Consider the following 20,744-nt stretch of genomic DNA (forward strand, 5'->3'; position numbering starts at 1 on the left):
TTATCCCCTCCCTTTCAATCGTGGATCTAATATAGAGTAGGACAGGTCTACCAAGAAGTTGATAGCTGTATAGATGAGGGCTACCCACAATACAAAGCCCTCGATGAGTGGATAGTCACGCATAGCAATGGCATAGACCGCCATTTTACCCATCCCTGGCCAAGAGAATACGATTTCGATAACCGCAGCCCCTGCTAAGAGCCAACCGATACCCATACCCATGATGGTAATCAAAGGTAATAAGGCATTTGGTAAGACATGTTTCCATAAAATTTGAGATTCACTCATGCCACGAGCTCTGGCACCCATCACGTAGTCTTGGTGCAATTCTTCGATGATCACCGTCCGTACTTGGCGTGTAAACTTGGCAGCCATCACTAGTGACAATGTGATAGCCGGTAAAATGAGTGCTTTGAAGCTAATCACAGAGGTCGCAATCGGTACCCAGTGCAATTTCAGTCCGAAGATATATAGCAGCAGCATACCTAACCAGAAACTTGGCATGGACACATTAATGAATGCGAAGAATCGAATAATAAAGTCTGGTAGCTTATTGGCTTTTACCGCCGAATAAATCCCTAATGGAATCGACAGCAACACATTCAACAAGAATGCTGACACTGCTAATAAAGCTGTACCGCCCAAGCCTTCTAATAATTTGTCGGTCACTGGTTTTTTCCCTGAATAAGAAGTTCCTAAATCACCTTGTACAGCGCCTGCTACCCAGCGCACATACTGTTCCATGAATGGACGATCTAAGCCCATTTCTTTTCGTGTAGCATCAATCATTTCCTGTGACACAATGGTGTCCCCTGCCTCCAGCACCATTAAGGCTGGATCCCCAGGAGCAATGTAGGTCAAGCAAAACGTCAGAAATGTAACCCCTATTAAGGTAACTAGCAATTGTGACACCTTACTTAGTATAGTTTTCAATCATCCACATCCTTCCCTTAACATTAGTGAGCATACATTGATGTAATTAATACATACCAAAAAAGAAAAGCCACCCTTTGGGTGGATCTACATTAAGTTAGCAAGGGCTATAGTTTAGACAATCTTGCTCCATCTTGCCCATAACCCTATACAACTTTTTAGCAATATCTTCCCCAAAATATTCTTCCCTTATTTAAGGCATTCATAATCAATATCTACGCCCAACTATATTATAGATATTACATAAATATGTTAATTTCTTTTATCAAAAAAGTCAAATGACTAATGTGAATATTGCAAGACATAGAATGCATGCTTGTTTGAAAGTGTACATTTCTAGCTATTTATCTGTGATTTATATCATTTTAAATCATCGTTTTTACACAAATTGAAAAACATCTATATAGTAATTTTATTCATTTTGTATAATATTCATGACTTTTAAAGATAGATATAAGAAACTTTCATAATTAACCTGAATCGTGACATAAGAAAACACACCCCAGGGAGCCCCCCCCCTTTAGGTGTGTTCCATTTTACTATGCAATTAAAAGAAATCGTTTTTCCAAAGCCAATAGCCTGCCAGCGCTGCAAAGCTTATGCCAATACCAATCACATACTCAAAGCCATATTCCATATCAGCAAATGGCACCGGTACATTGATACCCCACAAGCTAAAGATGGCCGTTGGTACCGCTAGCATAATTGTCATAGCTGCCAATAATTTCATAACTAAGTTTAAATTGTTAGAAATAATAGATGTAAAGGCATTCATCATATTCATCAAAATATTAGAATACATTTCAACCATTTCCACAGCCTGTTTGTTCTCAATGATCACATCTTCTAATAGATCCTCATCTTCTTCATAGATTTTCAACAAATAGCGCACATCATCATGGCGGCGAATACGTAAAATCCGTTCCATTACCGTACCATTACCACGCAGTGCAGAGGTAAAATAGGTCATAGATTTTTGTAATTCCAACAATTGGAACAAATCTTTATTCCGTGTCGTATGTCGTAATGTTTTTTCAATGTCATCCGTACGGCGGTCGATTTGTTGTAAGTATCGCAAATATAGTACCGCTGTGCGATACATGATTTGGAACAGAAATCTTGTCTTTTTAAAAGTATAGAAGGTTGGCATTTGATTACTCAAGAACGGATAGAGCACTTCTGCTTCTTCTAAACAGATGGTAATAAAGAAATCTTCGGTGACGAAGATACCCAACGGTACCGCATCATATACATCAGATCCACGCAATACCGGAATGTTAATAACGACGAAGATATACTCATCTTCAATTTCCACGTGAGACCGTTCTTCCGTATCCAAAGCAGCTTTCAATACATCCGTTGGAATCTGTGTCATCATATTGACGATAGCCAACTCATCGGGGTCTGGGTTCACCAAATTTATCCATGAACCTTTTGTAGCATCTTGTACAGTGGAATCTGTAAATAATTCCCCCTCTACGTGTTTGTGTACCGTTAACATGTGACACCTCCTTAACGTCTTAATAACCTTATCCTTTATCTTAATCAATCAACGCCAATTCGTCAATTTTTTTATGATTTCTTATGAAAGTTTATAACTATCCATGTACAACAAAGAGGACCTAGCCTTATGACTAAGTCCTCTTTGCATATAGTTGTTATGTAGTGATATATGCCTTGTATACCTACAAGGAGGGAAGATATCACATGCCTCCTGCTGCATAGTAGGGCGTACATCCTAGCAGGAGGGTTTATACTATTTACTGTAGAAAATACGGATGGAGTTCAAGATACAAAGAATGGATACACCTGTATCTGCAAAGATCGCTACCCACATGTTGGCAAAACCAAATACACCAGCTACCATGACGATAATTTTCACAGCAATAGCGAAGAAAATATTTTGCCAAGCAATGGACAATGTACGATCGGCAATGCTCAGGGAGCGCCATACGGAATCTAGGTTAGAGTTCATGTACACTACGTCTGCCGCTTCAATAGCAGAATCTGCACCACTACCCATGGCACCACCTACATCAGCACCTGTCAATACAGGAGCATCGTTGATACCATCACCTACGAACATAACAGAACCATGGTCGTTACGTAGAGACTGTACCACTTCTAGTTTATCTTGTGGTAATAACTCAGCACGCACTCCTTGAATACCTACTTGTTGAGCAATATAATTCGCACTCGCTGCCACATCACCTGTAAGCATCACTGTTTGATATCCTTTGCCATTCATACGACGGATGGCTTCCTTGGAATCATCTTTCAAAGCGTCGGCGATGAGGATACGACCTGCATATTGACCGTCAATGGCTACAAACACTTCACTACCATACACATAATCAATCAATGGAGTTGCCACATTTTCTTTCGCCAACAAACGGCCATTGCCGACTAATACAGTATGGCCCTCTACGGTACCTACCATGCCGTGACCGGAAATTTCTTTTACATCCTTGGATGTAGTAAATTCTACTCCTCTACGTTCCACTTCTTCTACGATAGACATGGCAATAGGATGTGTAGAAACAGCTTCTAAGGCTGCTGCATATTGCAACACTTCATTTTCTGTGTAGCCACCAGCTACTTCTACTGTTTGTACGTCGAAAGTACCTGTTGTGATAGTACCAGTTTTGTCGAAAGCAATAGCTTTCACACGGCTCATAGCCTCGATTGCTTTACCGCCTTTGAACAAAATACCTTGTCGAGAACCAGCACCGATACCGGAGAAGAATGCCAATGGCACAGATAATACTAAGGCACATGGGCAAGATACTACTAAGAATGTTAAGGCTGTATAAATCCAATATTGCCATTCCCCTGTGAATAAAGGTGGTACTAGGGCAACGATAATAGCCAACGCTACTACGATCGGTGTATATACACGAGAGAAACGAGTAATGAATCGGTCGATTTTTGGTTTCGATGCCGCTGCATTTTCCACAGCATCTAAAATGCGCATAACCATGGAATCTTTTAATTCATGTGTAACTTCTAAGACAATACGTCCATCCACATTGATACAACCAGACATCACTTCCGTACCTACCGTAGCACTTACAGGTACAGGTTCCCCTGTCACTGCTGCTGTGTCGATACGTGTGGTTCCTTCTATTACGCGACCATCCAATGGAATGCGGTCACCAGGGCGAATTTCAATGCGAGATCCTACTTGTACATCCTCTGGATTCACCACTTCTACAGAGCCATCACATAGCACTAAACGTACTTCCTCAGGACGAAGATCCACTGCATCCATCACCGCATTACGGCTGCGCTCAGTGGCACGCTCTTCAAAATAAATACCTACTTGGAAGAACAACATAACGCCTACAGCCTCTGCATAGTCACCGATGATTAAAGCACCAATAGTCGCAATGGACATCAAGAAGTTTTCATCAAAGAACTTACCTTTCATGCCATTTTTAACAGCCGTCCATACAATACGCCATCCTAATACAGCAAAGGTAGCAAGTAATAAAGGAATCATATATTGCTCTGGCACAAGATTCGTGAACTCTGTCAATATCACCACTAGTAAACCAACAATAATAGCTGGGAAACTTGCATTGTGTTCATGATCGTGGTCATCTTGCTTTGCTTTTTTCGCCGCTCGCACAAATGGTACTACCACAATACCATCTTCTGTGGCATCACAAACCTCTTGAATTTGATTTTGTAATACCTCGTTATTTTCCTCAGCAGAGGTAATACGCAATTGTTTTGTACCAATTGTGAAAGTCGCTGCAGACACAGATTCTAATTGATTTAATTTGTCTTCAATAACACTAGCGCAATTTGCACAGTTCAAATTTTGTAATGTAAAAATGCGTTCCATCATATCTCCTTATGAATTATACTATCTAACTTTACTACTTATTTTAATATCCCTTTAACACTCCTTTTAATGCTTGAGCGTTCATTCATATGTTTATTATATCTACAGTTTTCTATTTTGTCAATATATGATTATTTGTTCATTTATATTTTTTTAATTATGTTGTGCATATACTGTTAGAGAACTTTTAGAGGAGTTATATTAGCAATTCTTTTTCTATCTCTGTAAATTGAAAGTCTATCATTTCTGCCATTTCTTTTAATATGTCTAAAGAATTTATACAGTTAATTTTATAAAAAAGCACCCTATTCAATAGAGTGCTAAAAAGTGCTGTATGCGGATTCGAACCGCATCTTTATAACAATATGTTATCGTCGTGCCAGTAGACCAACAGCGATTTTTTATTTATTTTATTGTCCCATAAATTTGATATACTTGCAACTAAAGCGTTTGTATAGGCAACTCTACCAGTCAGGAGAAGAAACTATTTCCACCAACGTCCTATTTAAAGACGAAACATTTTAGATAACACAAAAAGATAAATTACTTCTAAAGCAACACAAGTAGATCTATACACAAAAGCCAGCAATCCCTATGTTCTGCTGGCTTTCAGGGTTATAGGACAAAATGAGTTGGTAGACTATGTCCCTACACGACAAAGAGGACTTAGCCTAATGACCAAGTCCTCTTCGCTTTATAGTTGTTATGTAGTGTATATACCTTGTATAACTACAAAAAAGGGGGGTAAGATATCACAATGCCTCTTGCTACATAGTTGGGCGTACATGCTAGCAGGAGAACCTATATTATTTACTGTAGAAAATACGGACAGAGTTAAAGATGCAAAGAATGGATACCCCTGTATCCGCAAAAACTGCCACCCACATATTTGCAAAGCCAAATACACCAGCCACCATAACGATAATTTTTACAGCAATAGCGAAGAAAATATTTTGCCATGCAATGGACAAGGTACGTTCTGCAATATTTAAGGAACGCCATACGGAATCTAGGTTGGAGTTTATGTATACTACGTCTGCTGCTTCGATGGCAGAATCTGCACCACTCCCCATAGCACCACCTACATCAGCACCAGTTAACACAGGCGCGTCATTGATACCATCACCTACGAACATGACAGAACCATGTTCGCTGCGAAGAGATTGAACTACTTCTAATTTATCTTGTGGTAATAACTCGGCACGCACACCTTGGATACCTACTTCTTGAGCAATATGGTTCGCACTGGATGCCACATCACCTGTGAGCATCACTGTATGATATCCTTTTCCATTCATACGACGGATGGCCTCTTTAGAATCCTCTTTCACAGCATCGGCAATGACGATACGACCTACATATTGACCATCAATAGCTACGAATACTTCACTACCATATACATGTTCAATGGTTGGTACCGTTACATGTTCTGTTTCTAATAAACGGCCATTACCAACCAATACGGTATGGCCTTCTACAATGCCTACCATACCATGACCAGAGATTTCTTTTACATCTTTAGCCGTAGTAAACTCTACTCCTCTACGTTGTACTTCTTCTACAACGGACATAGCAATCGGGTGTGTAGAACCAGCTTCTAGAGCTGCTGCATATTGCAACACTTCGTTTTCTGTATAAGTACCAGTTACTTCTACTGTTTGTACGTTGAAAGTGCCTGTTGTGATAGTGCCTGTTTTATCGAAGGCAATGGCTTTCACACGGCTCATAGCCTCGATCGCCTTGCCACCTTTGAACAAGATACCTTGTTTAGAACCAGCACCAATACCAGAGAAGAATGCCAAAGGCACAGACAATACAAGAGCACATGGGCAAGATACTACTAAGAATGTTAAAGCTGTATAAATCCAATATTGCCATTCTCCTGTGAATAGAGGAGGTACTACGGCAACGATAATCGCCAATGCCACTACGATTGGCGTATATACACGAGAGAAACGAGTAATGAAACGATCAATCTTTGGTTTCGATGCCGCTGCATGTTCCACAGCATCAAGAATGCGCATAACCATGGAATCTTTTAATTCATGCGTTACTTCTAAGACAATGCGCCCATCCACATTGATACAACCAGACATGACTTCCGTACCTACGGTAGCGCTCACTGGAACTGGTTCACCAGTTACCGCTGCTGTATCGATACGCGTAGTACCTTCTACTATACGTCCATCCAATGGAATACGATCACCAGGACGAATTTCGATATGAGACCCTACTTGTACATCTTCTGGATTCACCACCTGCACGCTACCATCACAAACGATTAAACGCACTTCTTCTGGACGAAGATCCACTGCATCCATAACCGCATTACGACTGCGTTCTGTAGCACGTTCCTCAAAATAAATACCCATTTGGAAGAACAACATAACCCAAACAGCCTCTACATATTCACCGATGATTAACGCACCAATAGTAGCAACAGACATCAAGAAGTTTTCATCGAATAATTTACCTTTCATGAAATTTTTAATTGCTGCCCATACAATGCGCCATCCTAGTACAACAAAGGTTACAATTAATAATGGAGTCAGGTATTGCTCTGGCACCCAATTTGTAAACTCTGCTACCACTATCACGATAGCGCCTATAATAATCCCCACTAAACTAGAATTATGCTCATGGTCATCATCTACTTGTTGTGCTTTTTTAGGTGCACGCACAAATGGTACCACTACTACGCCATCTTCCGTAGCATCGCACACCGCTTGGATTTGATCTCGTAACATGTTTGTATCTTCTATACTAGAGGTAATGCGCAATTGCTGAGTGCCAAGCGTGAAAGTTGCTGCTGACACAGATTCTAGTTGATTTAATTTTGTTTCAATCACGCTAGCGCAATTGGCACAATTCAAATTTTGTAGTTTAAAAATGCGTTCCATCGTATCTCCTTTTTATTGAGGTATTGTATGCGTTCAACGCATGAATGTTTATTCATTATACGTTTTAAAAATTTATATAGTTATTTTTATCAAAAAAATACTCTATTAAATAGAGCGCTAAAAAATGCTGTATGCGGATTCGAACCGCATCTTTATAACAATATGTTATCGTCGTGCCAGTAGACCAACAACGATTTTTTATTTGTTCTATTATCCCACAAATTTGATAGACTTGCAACTAAAGCGTTTGTATAGGCAAAGATAATTTTGGGTAATTATTAGGTAAATTTCGTTTTTAGTTCTAATATCCAGTTAAACCCAAATATCTCTTAATATGCTCTACGATTGTTATAGATGTTATCCTATTTTTTCTTGACTTTGCCCCTTTGATAAGATGTAATATAAGTAAGAGAAAAAGCAGTACATGACACTAAGGAGGCCTAACATGATTCCTATCGACTCTGCTTTACATGGTGATGTAATTATCTACCAATCAGGAGAAGAAAATATTTCTACCAATGTTCTATTTAAAGACGAAACATTTTGGATGACACAAAAAGATATGGCGACGTTGTTTTGCGTCCAAGTGCCAGCCATTAACAAACATTTAAAAAATATTTTCGCTGAACAAGAACTATCTGAAGATTCAGTTATTTCCAAAATGGAAATAACTGCCAGAGATGGTAAAATCTATAGTACTAACTTCTACAATCTGGACGCCATCATCGCGGTTGGCTACCGTGTAAACTCAAAAGAGGCTACACAATTTCGTATTTGGGCTACCAAGGTATTACGCGAATATATTGTAAAAGGTTTTGCCCTCAATGACGAAATGTTAAAGAACGGAACTCCCTTCGGTCAAAACTATTTTAAAGAACTCTTACGCAGAGTCCAATCCATTCGAGCCAGCGAACGTCAAATCTATCAACAAATTACAGATATATTCGCAGAATGCTCCATTGATTACGATATACAGGATCCTTTCACCCGCCAATTTTACGCTATGGTGCAAAACAAATTCCATTATGCTATCACAGGCAAAACTGCAGCTGAAATTATTTATAATGCCGTTGATAGAGATAAACCACACATGGGATTACAAACTTGGAAAAGCTCCCCTCATGGGCGCATTCATAAATCCGATGTAACCATCGCAAAAAATTATTTAACCGCCGACGAAATACGTAAACTAGAACGAACTGTATCCTCCTTTTTTGACTATATCGAAAGCATCATCGAACGAAAACATACTTTCACCATGAAAGCCTTTGCTGAAAGCGTAGATAAATTCCTATCTTTCAACGAATACGAAGTGCTCACTAATAAAGGGCATATTTCAAAACTACAAGCTGATAAGAAAGCAGTTACTGAGTATAAAGAATTTAATCGTACACAGAAAGTACTCTCTGATTTTGACAGAATTATACACAAGCAAAACAAGTAATAGAGTAAATGAAAAACGAGAAAACCCCGTAAACACATATGTTTACGGGGTTTGTTATTAGCTTAAATTATTCAGCTGTGATTGTTGCTACTGGGCAAACAGATTCGCAAGAACCGCAATCAATGCAAGTTTCATTGATTTCGTATTTAACTTCGCCTTCAGCAATTGCTCCTACTGGACAAACAGAAGCACAAGAACCACATTTAATGCATGCATCACCAATAACGCGCATGAGACACCTCCATAAAAAATAGAAATTCGCTAACTTTATGATTATCATTTACTAAGGTACTTACCTTTTTTACATTCTCATTATTGCACGTTTTTTTAGTCTTGTCAAATATTTCTATATACTTTTTGTATCGAATTTTTACAAGTAATGTTGCATTTTTTATATCAATAAACCCATATATTATGCTATTTGATAGAATTTATCATTTATATTTCATTATGTATACAAAGAATAAGTATGTCTCCTATATTCTCAGTTAATTCTTCTCAATTTTATTTTGAGAACAATTATATTATCATTTAAAATAATATAATTCCAATTATACGTAATCTATCAATGTAACTGATTCGATTCGTATCCCATGACCCGTTGCTTGATCTTATACATCCGTACCCGTTGGTAATCGATTTCATCATGACATACCAAGGTGGCTACATCCACCTGCAAAGTCTTAGCAATTAAATACAGTATCTGCACCGATGTACCTAACGAACCTTTGGCCCCTTCAATTTTCGCCAAATAGCTAGGACTAATGCCACATAGTTTAGATAATTCTTTCTGTGAAAGCCCCTGACAACGTCTAACCCAAGCAATCTTTCTGCCTAAACAAATACAAAACTCTTCATAGTCTGGCATAGTTTCCATTGATTTTAAGTGAGTCCCCATATCTATACACCTCGTTTCCAAAAGTATACGACCGAACTGCTCTACTCACATTATATATAGCCAAAATTCATAAATCAAGGGCTTACCTTATATATTTAGTATGTTATAATCTATGCAAGTTTCTAAGATGCACGAACCATATATTTGCCTTCCCCCCTTTTGATAGGCCTTCAAGGTGTCTTATATTCGAGACTGACATAGCTTACTAGGTAAAAATCCTTTTGGTAATTGTCTGTTTCCTATAGCATACATACCTGATAACACGTTATGTAGTCAATTAGAAGAGGATGTGTCTCCACTTTCAGCAGCCCCTGTATACACGAATTCATCTAATAAGTGCAACAATGTCTGCAAATCGTATCTATGAATGTCATCATATTCAAGCTCTATCAAATATCGATGAGTAGGATCAGCTTTCATAATCATATCCAAGGTAAATGTTACATATGGTCCATCCGGTGTAGGCTGTTCAAATCGCTCCCAACGAGCCATTGTCATATCATCTCGAGATAATGCCCCCACTTCTACTACCGTGAACTCTTTAAAAACTTCAGGATTGTTTCGACGCAAAACTTCCATATAGTCCGCATCCGTCATCCCTTGAATGGGTATGTCATACCATGTAGTATTCCACTGTTCCAGGGATACCCCTTTCGGTGCTACATTATCTACACGAGTTACCGTCATATTTACATCTTTGTCTAAATGCAACAGAACTCCTACTGTATGTCCCTTACCTTTAAGTTCCGTCGTATCAATCCATACCATAGTTTGTATCGCCCAAGGAATCGCAAAGCGGAAATTCCCTTCACGACTAATGATATACGTATGGTGTGGTATATTTTCTGCTTCTTTATTGTTTTCTAACAGGCTATTTTTTGAATAGTGGTCTCCTATATAAAGTGGTATTCCTTTTTTCATTCTTCCCTGGTCTATGACTGTAACTATAGGCTGTACCTGTATATCATTTGCTAGACTTACGGTACCTGTGAAAGTTGCAATCGCTATACCACAGGCTAAGGCTTTCCAAAATGTCTTTCCCCTTGTTGTGTGATTTCCCCCTCTAATTCTCTTCATAGTAATGTTCTCCCTTAATCTATACCAGCTTCCACAAAATATTTGCGCTAACTCATTCTTTCTCTAGTCCTATTCGACCAGACCGTTGGATGGTCGCCTTCGTTTTGCTCGTATCATCCCACGTGGATTGAGATGTAACCCCTGTATCGGTAATTCTTAATCCCTGTTCTTTGCGTACCGATGGCTTACCTTGGTTTAACTCCTGGTGATATAGGTCTTCAAGGTCTGTTACATCCTTCGTTTCCATAGACATATTTGGCATTAGAACAGATGGTAGGTCATACCCTTCGTCTGCTTGTAAAGTGGCACTCTCCTCTTGAGTCTGTTGCTTTTCATTTTGCTGAGCATCTGCCTCACTTTCATCTGGCAAATACTCCAGAATATCCACCAAGTGTTTCAATGATTCTATACTATACTTTTGGATATCATCATAAGTGAAAGTAATCACATACCGATGCGTAGGGTCTTCTTTTAAAATCATATCCACTGTAAAACGCACTTTCGGTCCTTCCGATGTCATTTGTACAGACCGGTCCCAACGAGCAGCCGTCATCTCTTCTCTCCACAACAAGCCACCTTCAAGCTGTGTATATTTTTCAGATAAATGCGGATCTTCACGTCGCCAAATTGCCATATACTCCTCATCCGTCATCCCCTGGATTGGTTGGTCATACCATGTCGTATTCCATCGCTCCTGAGAAACACCCTGCGTTGGTGTATTATCTCGTCTCGTGATCATCATAGTCGTATGTTCGTCAAAATCTAGCAAAAATCCCTCTATATGTCCGCTATCTGTAGGAACAACCTTATCAATCCAATGAATATCTTTCACAGTGCCAAACATAGACACCCGAAAATGAGCCGGTCGGTGGCTAACATAGAGCCCCCTCTTCTCTGGTGTAGCATTCTCCTTTTGTAATACGAAGTGTTTCCCATCTATTCCTTGAGGATCTACTGTTTGTACACTACCTAACTCCCTTGTGGAAGTCCTCACCGGTGTTCCCTCTATAGCATACGCCATACCTACAACCCCTGTGAAAGTAACCATCGCCATGCCACATACCACAGATTTCCACCACGTATTTTTAACTAGTTTGCTTTTCATTCGTTGATTTCCTTTCTTCGTAGCCCTTTATATCCTATGCTGATTTCTATACACTTTTAAAGTCAGCATATATCTATATACACCTCTAATAGTTTTTGCCGTATCACTTCGTGTTTAATACAAATATATATCTAGTATACCATAAAATGGCTTATTATAAGCGTCTAAGCACTACATCACACCATTTGTGTATGATTTTGTGTATCCCCAAACCAACATTCATACATATCAGCACCAGTTCTGACAATGCTCCCACAATCACTATAAACATATACTTAGAGGCGAGTATCACCGCCGAATATAGTATAAAATCATATATGATAAAATCCTAACATATAGGAACATTGATGTCTTTAATCAGCTTTCCCCCTATTAATTTAGTCATATATCTTATGATACTCTTAGATTATGTTATCCTATACCCCATCTTGTAACGATAACGTTCTTAGAAAATGTCCATCCCTATTTGCACAACAAAAAGAGAACCCACTACTGTGGATTCCCTTATATAAAATTATACAGTGGTTGTATCTTACAGTTTATCCAATGCTTGCGCTAAGTCAGCAATGATATCATCTACATTTTCGATACCGATGGACACACGTAATTGTTCTGGTTTTACACCTGCTGTCAATTGTTCCTCAGGGCTCAATTGAGCATGTGTTGTACTTGCTGGGTGAATTACCAAGGATTTAGCATCCGCCACGTTTGCAAGGTTAGAGAAGATTTCAAGAGCATCAACGAATTTGATACCTTCTTCTTTACCACCTTTAACACCGAACGTGAAGACAGCACCAACGCCATTCGGGAAGTATTTATCAGCCAATGCTTTGTATGGGCTGCTTGGTAATTCAGGGTAGTTTACATACGCAATTTTTGGATGGTTTACCAAGAAATCTACTACTTTACGAGTGTTTTCTACATGGCGCTCTACACGCAAGGACAATGTTTCAATGCCTTGGATAATCAACCATGCTGCTAGTGGAGTAATGGATGCACCAGTGTCACGCAATAATTGAGCACGTACTTTCACAGTGAAAGGAATTGGAAGATCGCCGTATACTAAACCATTATAATGTACGTCGCCTTCTACAAATCCTGGGTAGCGACCGCTTGCTTTGTAGTCGAACTTGCCACTTTCCACGATGACACCAGCGATAGTTGTGCCATGACCGCCTAAATATTTAGTAGCGGAGTGAACAACAACGTCTGCACCATGTTCGAATGGACGGAACAAGTATGGAGTACCAAATGTGTTATCTACAATCACGATGATACCGTGTGCGTGAGCGATTTCAGCAATCGCTTCTAAGTCCACAAGGTTAGCCCCTGGGTTACCAACAGATTCCACATACACAGCTTTTGTATTGTCGTCGATCGCTGCTTTGAACTCATCTAAGTTATCTGGATTTACAAATTTTGTAGTAATGCCGAAACGTGGCAATGTTGCGCTGAATAAGTTGTATGTACCACCGTACAATGTGGAAGCTGCTACAATGTTATCGCCAGCAGAGGCTACGTTTTGGATGGTGTATGTAATCGCTGCGGAACCAGATGCTACAGCGATCGCACCAGCACCGCCTTCTAAAGCCGCTACACGGCCTTCCAACACGTCTTGTGTAGGGTTGCCTAAACGAGTGTAGATAGGGCCCGCATCAGTTAAAGCAAAACGACCTGCTGCTTGTTCTGCATCTTTAAATACATAAGAAGTTGTTTGATAAATTGGCACTGCACGAGAACCTGTTGCGTCCACTGTATGACCTGCGTGTAATTGTAATGTTTCAAATTTGTAATTGCTCATGTTACTTTCCTCACTATTCTTAAATCTTTACTATCTATTAACCAGGATTAAATCACCCAGTCTTGTATATATGGTTCTTCAATCTCTCTCGATTGCAATTCACTGACTTCATATGGTGTTTCTTGGTACACATAATAGTTTAACCAGTTCGTATAAAGTATGGTCGATGCCGAACGCCATCGTATCATCGGAGTCTTGGTTGGATCATCTCCAGGAAAATAATTTTCTGGAATCTCAATCTCTAAGCCTAATTTTCTGTCCCGATCATACTCTTGGTATAAGGTATCTCGATCATATTCTGGATGTCCAAAGATAAATACATGTTTATTATCATAGGATCTAACGATACCAACACCTGTCTTATCCGCGCGGGCTAGCACTTCTAGTTGAGGGTGAGCGTTGATTTCGCTTTCACTCACCGTCGTATGCCGTGAATGAGGCATATAGAAGAGTTCATCTAGGCCACGCATCAGCATGGGTTTCGTGTTCTGCACTTCTTGTTCGTATACACCAAATAACTTAGTAGGCAAATCTTCTTTGTGAATACCAAAGTGCTTGTAAATCCCTGCTTGGGCTCCCCAACAAATGTAGAGTGTCGAACATACATGGGTTTTGCTCCATTCCATAATCTCTGAAAGCTCATCCCAGTAATTCACTTCCTCAAATGGCATTTGTTCTACCGGAGCACCTGTGATAATCAAGCCATCAAAGTATTGATCTTTGATTTCCTCGAAAGTCCTATAAAAGGTTTCCAAATATTCTTGGCTCGTATGACTCGCTGTATAGGACGCCGTGTACAGAAAGGTGACCTTCGTTTGTAACGGTGTATTGCTCAAAGCACGGAGCAGTTGAATTTCCGTCGTTTCTTTCCGCGGCATCAAGTTCACAACCACAATATGGAGTGGTCGAATATCTTGCGACTCTGCTCGCTCCGAATCCATGACGAATATATTCTCTTCTGAAAGTTTCCCTATCGCCGGTAATCCTTTCACCACTCGTATCGGCAATCCATTCACCTCTCTTTCCAGTAAAACCTATCGATTAACGATGAATTAAGTATACTAGGATGTCCATCAGATGTCAACAATATGCGCACATTTATCCTTATACAGGATACATATTATTATATATAGTCATTACCTATAACAAAATAGTAAGTCCTTAAATTTGCAAATATCCCTCTGCGGATACTAACCCTTTATCACCTTCACTAGAGTCACAATGATATATCCCCCAGAAGAGTACGATGTCCCCCATCCCATCCCTTAGGAACGCAGTTAGGCGTAGCAGCCTTTGTGGCAGGTCTTACTAGCTAAATTACACAAATACAAGAAGCCCATGGCGTGCTCCTGAACAAACATTGTGAAATGCCGTTTGAGAAGGAGTATGCCATGGGCTTCCCTTTATCATATTTAGTTAAATCGCCACAGGCTGCATAGGCTAATAAGTAGTGTTTTCTCTAAAAGTATGCTATAATACAGACATAAAAAGAAGAGCCATCAACGTGCGAACGGCGTTAGGCTCATCTCAGAATATCAAAAGATGAAAGGCCTAACGTGTATAAGTGCTGGTAACACTTATCTTTTACGTTAGGCTTTTTCATTTCTAATTAAAGAAACGATACAAATCTATAATTAATTTTAAAAATTTTACTAATACAAGTAACTTTTTCAAAAATTTCATAGAAACCACCCCCTCCCTCATTAGGAAGAGATGAGCCCAACTCACGTTGATAACTCTTTAATTTTATTATAGCACAAATCACACATATCGTTGATAATAATTACCAACCACTTTAAAAAATATAATTGGATATAATTATCCCTAAGAAATGCAGTTAGGCGTAGCAGCCTTTATGGCGGTTCTTACTGACTAAATCAAACAAAAGCAAGAAGCCCATGGCGTGCTCCTGAACAAACATTATGAAATACCGTTTGAGAAGGAGTATGCCATGGGCTTCCCTTTATCATATTCAGTTAACACCGCCACAGGCTGCATAGCGTAACAAGTGAGTATCTTTTAGTTATAGCCACTTTTTGATTCTTTTATAAGTATTAGAAACAACAAGCATATTGATTATAAATTTTAAATTCCATATGCTAATTTGGCATATATGAGCAATTTTGACCATTTTATTGATGACATTTCTCACTTTTTGATTTATAATTTTAATTAATAGCATAAGCGCTTGTAACAGAATTTAATTTCTTAATTCAAATTCGTAAGAACAAGGAGGTGTTTACCAAAACTAACAGACAGACAGATAATAAATTCAGGAAGTACAACAATGATAAGTCCTTTCAAAAAGGAGATTACTATGAAAAAGTCTTATATTTCGCAAGGGCTTCAAGATTCATGCCCTGATTGGGGGGAAGACTATTATACCGATGAAGAGCTAGTCGCCTTAGCCCAAGCAGGTCATGCATCTGCTTCTGTCATTTTGTGTCAACGCTATGTACCACTGATCACACGCTATTCCCATGTACGTCAACTTCGTAGCATGGAAAACGATTTAGAAGCTACATTATGGGAGAGTTTCTTAACCGCTATCCAAACGTACGATCTGAACGGGAAAGTCCCCTTTGCAGGGTTTGTAAAATCTCGCATCCATTATACGGAAATGAATCTCTTCCGTAAAAGTGTTCATCAATGGAATCATGAATCTTTACTTCATGAAGAGGATGACTCGAATCCAATCATCCACATCCCTGCCAAAGATGATACAGAGCAGGAGGCCCTTGCGCACTTACAAATTGTAGCGTTGAAAGGGGCACTTTCACGGATTGATACCGTGCATGCCGCCCTATTAGAGCAGATTTTATTTCAAGGTAAATCCATTAGTGATATGGCTAACGTATATGGAATAAGTCGACAAGCAATGCACAAAAAGTATAAAAAAGCTATCGCTTTGGTACAACAAGAGTTAGAACGATCTAAAGATTAATTTAACTAAGGACTAAGGACTTATCACAAAAAACCTGAATCTCTACTTTCGAGATTCAGGTTTTTACATTTTTATGATATAGCTTTGTCATCATCAACACCATGTTTTCTAGGTATTCTTTCTAGATAGAGCATAACAATAGCCACCCTGCTATGTATTAGCAAGATGGCTACGGTAATCCTTGGCACTAATTCAAATATACTATTGCTTTACATATACCTCTGTCGTATGTGGTTCACTACTGTCTAAAGGTCTATCCTACCTTATCGTTTCAACCACTTATATACCCAGAAGGCAATTCTAATTAATTTTATCGCTTTTTCAATCTTGTCCATACTACGCCGCCAACGCGATTGCATTATTGCGGACAACACCCACCAATGGGTATGCATATAACTTACCTAATGCGTCACCTACGGCTTTGATATCTTCATCAGATGCTGCTTCGTTCACATAGGCAAAATTAGCTACCTTTACATTGTGCGCGCCTTCGCCCTTTTTAAATTGTAATTGTAATTTAGTCACCATTGTTGTTGTCATATTCTACCCCTCCTTATTCTACCACTGTAGATTCTGTAGTCACTAATGTACCATGTTGAAAGCTAGTTAAGCGTTGATCTTTACGACCACGAAGTACATCTTTTTCTACCATAAGTTGTCCTACTGTATCGATTTCAGATTTAGTTACCCCTTCTTTGGGGAATCCTACTACAATACTTACTTCTTCCTTAGATGTGTCCATAAAGACTAAATGTAATTCTTTTTTCACTACTGTACTTGCTGCCATATTCTTCTCCTTTCTTAGTGCCAAGTCCTTACACTTAGATACATTCACAAAGAGAGATGATGTCAACCAAATAAATTTACTCATCAAAGATTTCAGTAACACCAATACATATTACAGCCATCCATGCTGCAATTACACATTCTATAATTGCATATCATATTTTTATATCCATTCATAAATAGCACTTATATGATATAGCCACACCCTATAAGATTTAAGACTTTATTATTATTTTACTTATTCCTACTCATTTGATATACTATATTTGTCGATGTGATACTCGACAGGAACTATGAAACCTCATATGTTCCAGCCTTTCAAACTACTTACATATGTGATAACGGTGGCTTCCCATACACACCTATAGTTATCACAAACAAGCCACCTACTCGGCCCCATACGAGTTAGGTGGCTTTCACCTTTATAAACAATCTTATAAGGAATGTTATTACTCTGTTCATCATTGCACCATATATCTTATACCTGTAATAACATTATTTTATACACGCTTTTATACAAACGCATGCTATAATTAAAATCAAGTATATACTGATGCTATCTAATCAATAGCATCACATTATTTCTCTAGTAATATAAAAATAATACATCATATGCATCGTCACTAATATAGACAACAAAAAGGAGTGATAGTATGAACAAAATTATTTACCTAGGCGGCGGTTGTTTCTGGGGTGTTGAAAGCTACTTTCAACGCATTCCAGGTGTTGTAGATACTGAGGTAGGTTACAGCAATGGCACTCAGCCAAATCCAAGTTATGAGGACGTATGCCGTGGCAGTGGTCACGTAGAAACTGTAAAAGTCACCTATGATACATCCGTGATCTCCCTCCCTAAAATTCTACAGTATTTCTTGCGCATCATCGATCCTTTCAGCATCAATAAACAAGGTAACGATGTGGGTGTACAATATCGCAGCGGTGTATATTATGAAACTCCTGATGACAAAGCCATCATCGAAGCTACTTTGGGACGTGCTAACAGCCACTACAAAGAGCCTTTTGCCATCGAAGTCTTACCGCTAGCCTCCTTTTATCCAGCTGAAACCTATCACCAAGATTATTTAGACAAAAATCCAAACGGCTATTGTCACATTAATGTGTCCAAAGCTTATGAACCTTTGGTTGATGAAAGCGACTACGAACGAAAATCTGACTCTGTTTTACGAGAAGAACTCAGCGACTTAGCCTATTCTGTAACACAACAGAGTGCTACAGAACGACCTTTCTCTCATGGATATACAGATGAGTTTCGTCCCGGTATCTATGTAGATGTTACCTCTGGAGAGCCTCTTTTTATCTCTGCTCAAAAGTTTGACTCCGGTTGCGGTTGGCCTAGCTTTGCGCAGCCTATCAACAGCGATGTGATTCGTTACTATCAAGATGATAGTTTAGGACATCGTCGCATCGAAGTGCGCAGTCGCATTGGCGATGCTCATTTAGGACATGTCTTTGAAGATGGGCCCCAATCTATGGGCGGCCTCCGCTATTGTATCAACGGCGCTGCATTGCGCTTTATCCCTTTAGAAAAACTTGAGGAAGAAGGATATGGTAGTTTGCGTAAGTTCGTAGAACGTAGCGAAGCTCTATCTCAGGATTCTTAAGAACATTACTATATAATAGATTGGCATATGTCCAATATCATTTTTATGACTACAGTTCATCGTAACTGACAACACAAAAAGACTGTAAACTCAGGGCTATATTCCCATGTGTTTACAGTCTTTTATTGTTATATAGATACTATACGATTATGTATTCTATCTATAACGATCGAGCTAGCATTCTTGAACACTATGTTTATGCTGGTAAAGTACGTATATCCCTATAGATTATGCATATGCTATTGTATCCCTGCAAATTCTGTATCTTACAAGTGCAGAAAATTAGACACGCCAAGAAATCCACGCAATAGTATCCGTTGTGTGGTTTTCTAATTTGCCATCTACAGCTTTCTCCGCTAAAAATTCACGAATTTCTTGTTTGATAACTTCTAAATCACCACCCACTTTGCGATGCACACGCAAGCAGAAATAGTCCACTGCCTCATCGACGGTTAAAGTTTCTACTTCTTCCACCGTTTTGTAAGTAATGTTTACATCTTTTCCAATTTTGTTGGCTGTACCTAAACAATCTTGCAACATCGATTCCCACGGTGTACCACACACACCATATCTCTCACTATAGATAGCATCTAAGTATTCATCCTTTCGATCGGCGAACATGATACACAAGCAATATTTACGGCTAGCTCGATGCAAGGCATATAAGTTCGCTGTGTCCGACATAATAGGGCAGAAAATGCTGTATACCAAATCGAATTGCTTATCCCATCCTAAGGTTTGCCGTGCCTCTTCGGACCATGGTCCTAACCATAAATCTAGTGAAAGCCCTTCACTTTCGCTAATTGCCTTACCACCTTCTAGCATGCCTGTGGACAGATCAACGCCAGTTACTTTCACCCCATTACGAGCGAGTCCCATGGCATAGTCACCAGTGCCGCAACCTACATCAAGTGCAGTTTCTCCTTCTACTGGATGGATGCCTAACTCTTGTAAGCGTGCTACAAAATCCACCACTTGCGCCACACGATCCTCGCGCTTGTGCATATTGACGAAGAACTTAGACGTTTGATTCCAAGATTGTTGCTCTTCTTGCCAACCTTCCATAGAAACAGGCATTGTTGTGATTGTACTCATGAAAACCTCCTTGTAACTCTATACCTAGTAGGCTAGATATAATTTACATGTATATGACTACTATTATTATATATGATATTTTCAAATTACACGTGATAAATATTATCAATTCATATACTTTAATTATACTATATAACAAGCACATATACTGTGCCTATGGCAACAAAAAAGCGACCTTACGGTCGCTTTTCGTAGTTAGAATCTATGATTCAATTATGCTTCGATAGCTGTAACAACACCAGCGCCTACTGTATGGCCACCTTCGCGGATCGCGAAACGTAAACCTTCT

Annotated in this window: 17 protein-coding genes; 3 read left to right on the plus strand and 14 right to left on the minus strand. The window is 39.2% G+C overall.

Annotated elements, in window-relative coordinates; all coding sequences use genetic code 11:
* The 4 genes from nikB to EO118_RS02020 form a co-directional block, all read right to left on the minus strand.
* Positions 1 to 933 (minus strand): nickel ABC transporter permease, encoded by a 933-nt coding sequence (nikB, locus tag EO118_RS02005; protein ID WP_127068387.1) that lies wholly within the window; start codon positions 931 to 933, stop codon positions 1 to 3.
* Between the two features lie 547 nt (positions 934 to 1,480).
* Positions 1,481 to 2,434: a magnesium transporter CorA family protein gene (locus tag EO118_RS02010; protein WP_127068388.1), complete on the minus strand. Its 954-nt coding sequence runs from the start codon at positions 2,432 to 2,434 to the stop codon at positions 1,481 to 1,483.
* A 255-nt stretch (positions 2,435 to 2,689) separates the two neighbouring features.
* Complete coding sequence (locus tag EO118_RS02015; protein ID WP_127068404.1) at positions 2,690 to 4,783, minus strand: cation-translocating P-type ATPase; 2,094 nt, start codon at positions 4,781 to 4,783, stop codon at positions 2,690 to 2,692.
* A gap of 806 nt (positions 4,784 to 5,589) precedes the next feature.
* On the minus strand, positions 5,590 to 7,683 hold the full coding sequence (locus EO118_RS02020) for a heavy metal translocating P-type ATPase (RefSeq protein ID WP_127068389.1): 2,094 nt from the start codon (positions 7,681 to 7,683) through the stop codon (positions 5,590 to 5,592).
* A gap of 445 nt (positions 7,684 to 8,128) precedes the next feature.
* On the opposite strand from EO118_RS02020, the gene EO118_RS02025 reads away from it, so the two are divergent.
* The gene (locus tag EO118_RS02025; protein ID WP_127068390.1) at positions 8,129 to 9,127 is read left to right on the plus strand and encodes a virulence RhuM family protein; all 999 of its coding nucleotides are present in this window, start codon (positions 8,129 to 8,131) and stop codon (positions 9,125 to 9,127) included.
* Positions 9,128 to 9,194: 67 nt separating this feature from the next.
* Here EO118_RS02025 and EO118_RS02030 read toward each other — a convergent pair whose 3' ends face one another.
* From EO118_RS02030 to metA, 6 genes are all read right to left on the minus strand, one after another.
* On the minus strand, positions 9,195 to 9,359 hold the full coding sequence (locus EO118_RS02030; RefSeq protein ID WP_127068391.1) for a 4Fe-4S binding protein: 165 nt from the start codon (positions 9,357 to 9,359) through the stop codon (positions 9,195 to 9,197).
* Between the two features lie 333 nt (positions 9,360 to 9,692).
* Entirely contained in the window at positions 9,693 to 10,025 is a 333-nt protein-coding gene (locus EO118_RS02035; protein WP_206168284.1) for a helix-turn-helix domain-containing protein, read from the minus strand.
* A gap of 273 nt (positions 10,026 to 10,298) precedes the next feature.
* Positions 10,299 to 11,102 (minus strand): hypothetical protein, encoded by an 804-nt coding sequence (locus EO118_RS02040; protein WP_127068392.1) that lies wholly within the window; start codon positions 11,100 to 11,102, stop codon positions 10,299 to 10,301.
* Between the two features lie 52 nt (positions 11,103 to 11,154).
* A complete protein-coding gene (locus EO118_RS02045) occupies positions 11,155 to 12,207 on the minus strand; it encodes a hypothetical protein (protein WP_127068393.1) in 1,053 nt (350 codons plus the stop codon).
* A 532-nt stretch (positions 12,208 to 12,739) separates the two neighbouring features.
* Complete coding sequence (locus EO118_RS02050; RefSeq protein WP_127068394.1) at positions 12,740 to 14,008, minus strand: O-acetylhomoserine aminocarboxypropyltransferase/cysteine synthase family protein; 1,269 nt, start codon at positions 14,006 to 14,008, stop codon at positions 12,740 to 12,742.
* A gap of 47 nt (positions 14,009 to 14,055) precedes the next feature.
* A complete protein-coding gene (gene metA, locus EO118_RS02055) occupies positions 14,056 to 15,015 on the minus strand; it encodes a homoserine O-succinyltransferase (RefSeq protein ID WP_127068406.1) in 960 nt (319 codons plus the stop codon).
* 1,310 nt (positions 15,016 to 16,325) lie between these two features.
* Here metA and EO118_RS02060 point away from each other — a divergent pair.
* On the plus strand, positions 16,326 to 16,952 hold the full coding sequence (locus EO118_RS02060) for an RNA polymerase sigma factor (protein ID WP_127068395.1): 627 nt from the start codon (positions 16,326 to 16,328) through the stop codon (positions 16,950 to 16,952).
* A 336-nt stretch (positions 16,953 to 17,288) separates the two neighbouring features.
* Here the strand turns inward: EO118_RS02060 and EO118_RS02065 are convergent, their stop codons facing one another.
* Together EO118_RS02065 and EO118_RS02070 are read right to left on the minus strand one after the other, a co-directional pair.
* Complete coding sequence (locus tag EO118_RS02065) at positions 17,289 to 17,492, minus strand: DUF1659 domain-containing protein (protein WP_126939940.1); 204 nt, start codon at positions 17,490 to 17,492, stop codon at positions 17,289 to 17,291.
* A 13-nt stretch (positions 17,493 to 17,505) separates the two neighbouring features.
* A complete protein-coding gene (locus EO118_RS02070) occupies positions 17,506 to 17,739 on the minus strand; it encodes a DUF2922 family protein (RefSeq protein ID WP_127165593.1) in 234 nt (77 codons plus the stop codon).
* A 652-nt stretch (positions 17,740 to 18,391) separates the two neighbouring features.
* On the opposite strand from EO118_RS02070, the gene msrB reads away from it, so the two are divergent.
* Entirely contained in the window at positions 18,392 to 19,360 is a 969-nt protein-coding gene (msrB, locus tag EO118_RS02075) for a peptide-methionine (R)-S-oxide reductase MsrB (protein ID WP_127068397.1), read from the plus strand.
* Positions 19,361 to 19,642: 282 nt separating this feature from the next.
* Here msrB and EO118_RS02080 read toward each other — a convergent pair whose 3' ends face one another.
* On the minus strand, positions 19,643 to 20,455 hold the full coding sequence (locus EO118_RS02080; RefSeq protein ID WP_127068398.1) for a class I SAM-dependent methyltransferase: 813 nt from the start codon (positions 20,453 to 20,455) through the stop codon (positions 19,643 to 19,645).
* A gap of 213 nt (positions 20,456 to 20,668) precedes the next feature.
* On the minus strand, positions 20,669 to 20,744 hold a 76-nt coding region (locus EO118_RS08810), incomplete at its 5' end, for a hypothetical protein (protein ID WP_164723757.1).

Source organism: Veillonella sp. 3891, assembly GCF_003992315.1.
In the GTDB taxonomy this organism is placed as follows: Bacteria; Bacillota; Negativicutes; order Veillonellales; family Veillonellaceae; genus F0422.

What these genes read in the sequence shown, in the direction of transcription:
- EO118_RS02050 (WP_127068394.1), bottom strand. Translation starts at nt 14,008, where the DNA reads ATGAGCAATTACAAATTTGAAACATTACAATTACACGCAGGTCATACA.
- EO118_RS02010 (WP_127068388.1), bottom strand. Translation starts at nt 2,434, where the DNA reads ATGTTAACGGTACACAAACACGTAGAGGGGGAATTATTTACAGATTCC.
- EO118_RS02065 (WP_126939940.1), bottom strand. Translation starts at nt 17,492, where the DNA reads ATGACAACAACAATGGTGACTAAATTACAATTACAATTTAAAAAGGGC.
- EO118_RS02020 (WP_127068389.1), bottom strand. Translation starts at nt 7,683, where the DNA reads ATGGAACGCATTTTTAAACTACAAAATTTGAATTGTGCCAATTGCGCT.
- EO118_RS02080 (WP_127068398.1), bottom strand. Translation starts at nt 20,455, where the DNA reads ATGAGTACAATCACAACAATGCCTGTTTCTATGGAAGGTTGGCAAGAA.
- EO118_RS02015 (WP_127068404.1), bottom strand. Translation starts at nt 4,783, where the DNA reads ATGGAACGCATTTTTACATTACAAAATTTGAACTGTGCAAATTGCGCT.
- EO118_RS02035 (WP_206168284.1), bottom strand. Translation starts at nt 10,025, where the DNA reads ATGGGGACTCACTTAAAATCAATGGAAACTATGCCAGACTATGAAGAG.
- EO118_RS02060 (WP_127068395.1), top strand. Translation starts at nt 16,326, where the DNA reads ATGAAAAAGTCTTATATTTCGCAAGGGCTTCAAGATTCATGCCCTGAT.
- EO118_RS02040 (WP_127068392.1), bottom strand. Translation starts at nt 11,102, where the DNA reads ATGAAGAGAATTAGAGGGGGAAATCACACAACAAGGGGAAAGACATTT.
- EO118_RS02030 (WP_127068391.1), bottom strand. Translation starts at nt 9,359, where the DNA reads ATGCGCGTTATTGGTGATGCATGCATTAAATGTGGTTCTTGTGCTTCT.
- EO118_RS02045 (WP_127068393.1), bottom strand. Translation starts at nt 12,207, where the DNA reads ATGAAAAGCAAACTAGTTAAAAATACGTGGTGGAAATCTGTGGTATGT.
- EO118_RS02070 (WP_127165593.1), bottom strand. Translation starts at nt 17,739, where the DNA reads ATGGCAGCAAGTACAGTAGTGAAAAAAGAATTACATTTAGTCTTTATG.
- EO118_RS02025 (WP_127068390.1), top strand. Translation starts at nt 8,129, where the DNA reads ATGATTCCTATCGACTCTGCTTTACATGGTGATGTAATTATCTACCAA.
- msrB (WP_127068397.1), top strand. Translation starts at nt 18,392, where the DNA reads ATGAACAAAATTATTTACCTAGGCGGCGGTTGTTTCTGGGGTGTTGAA.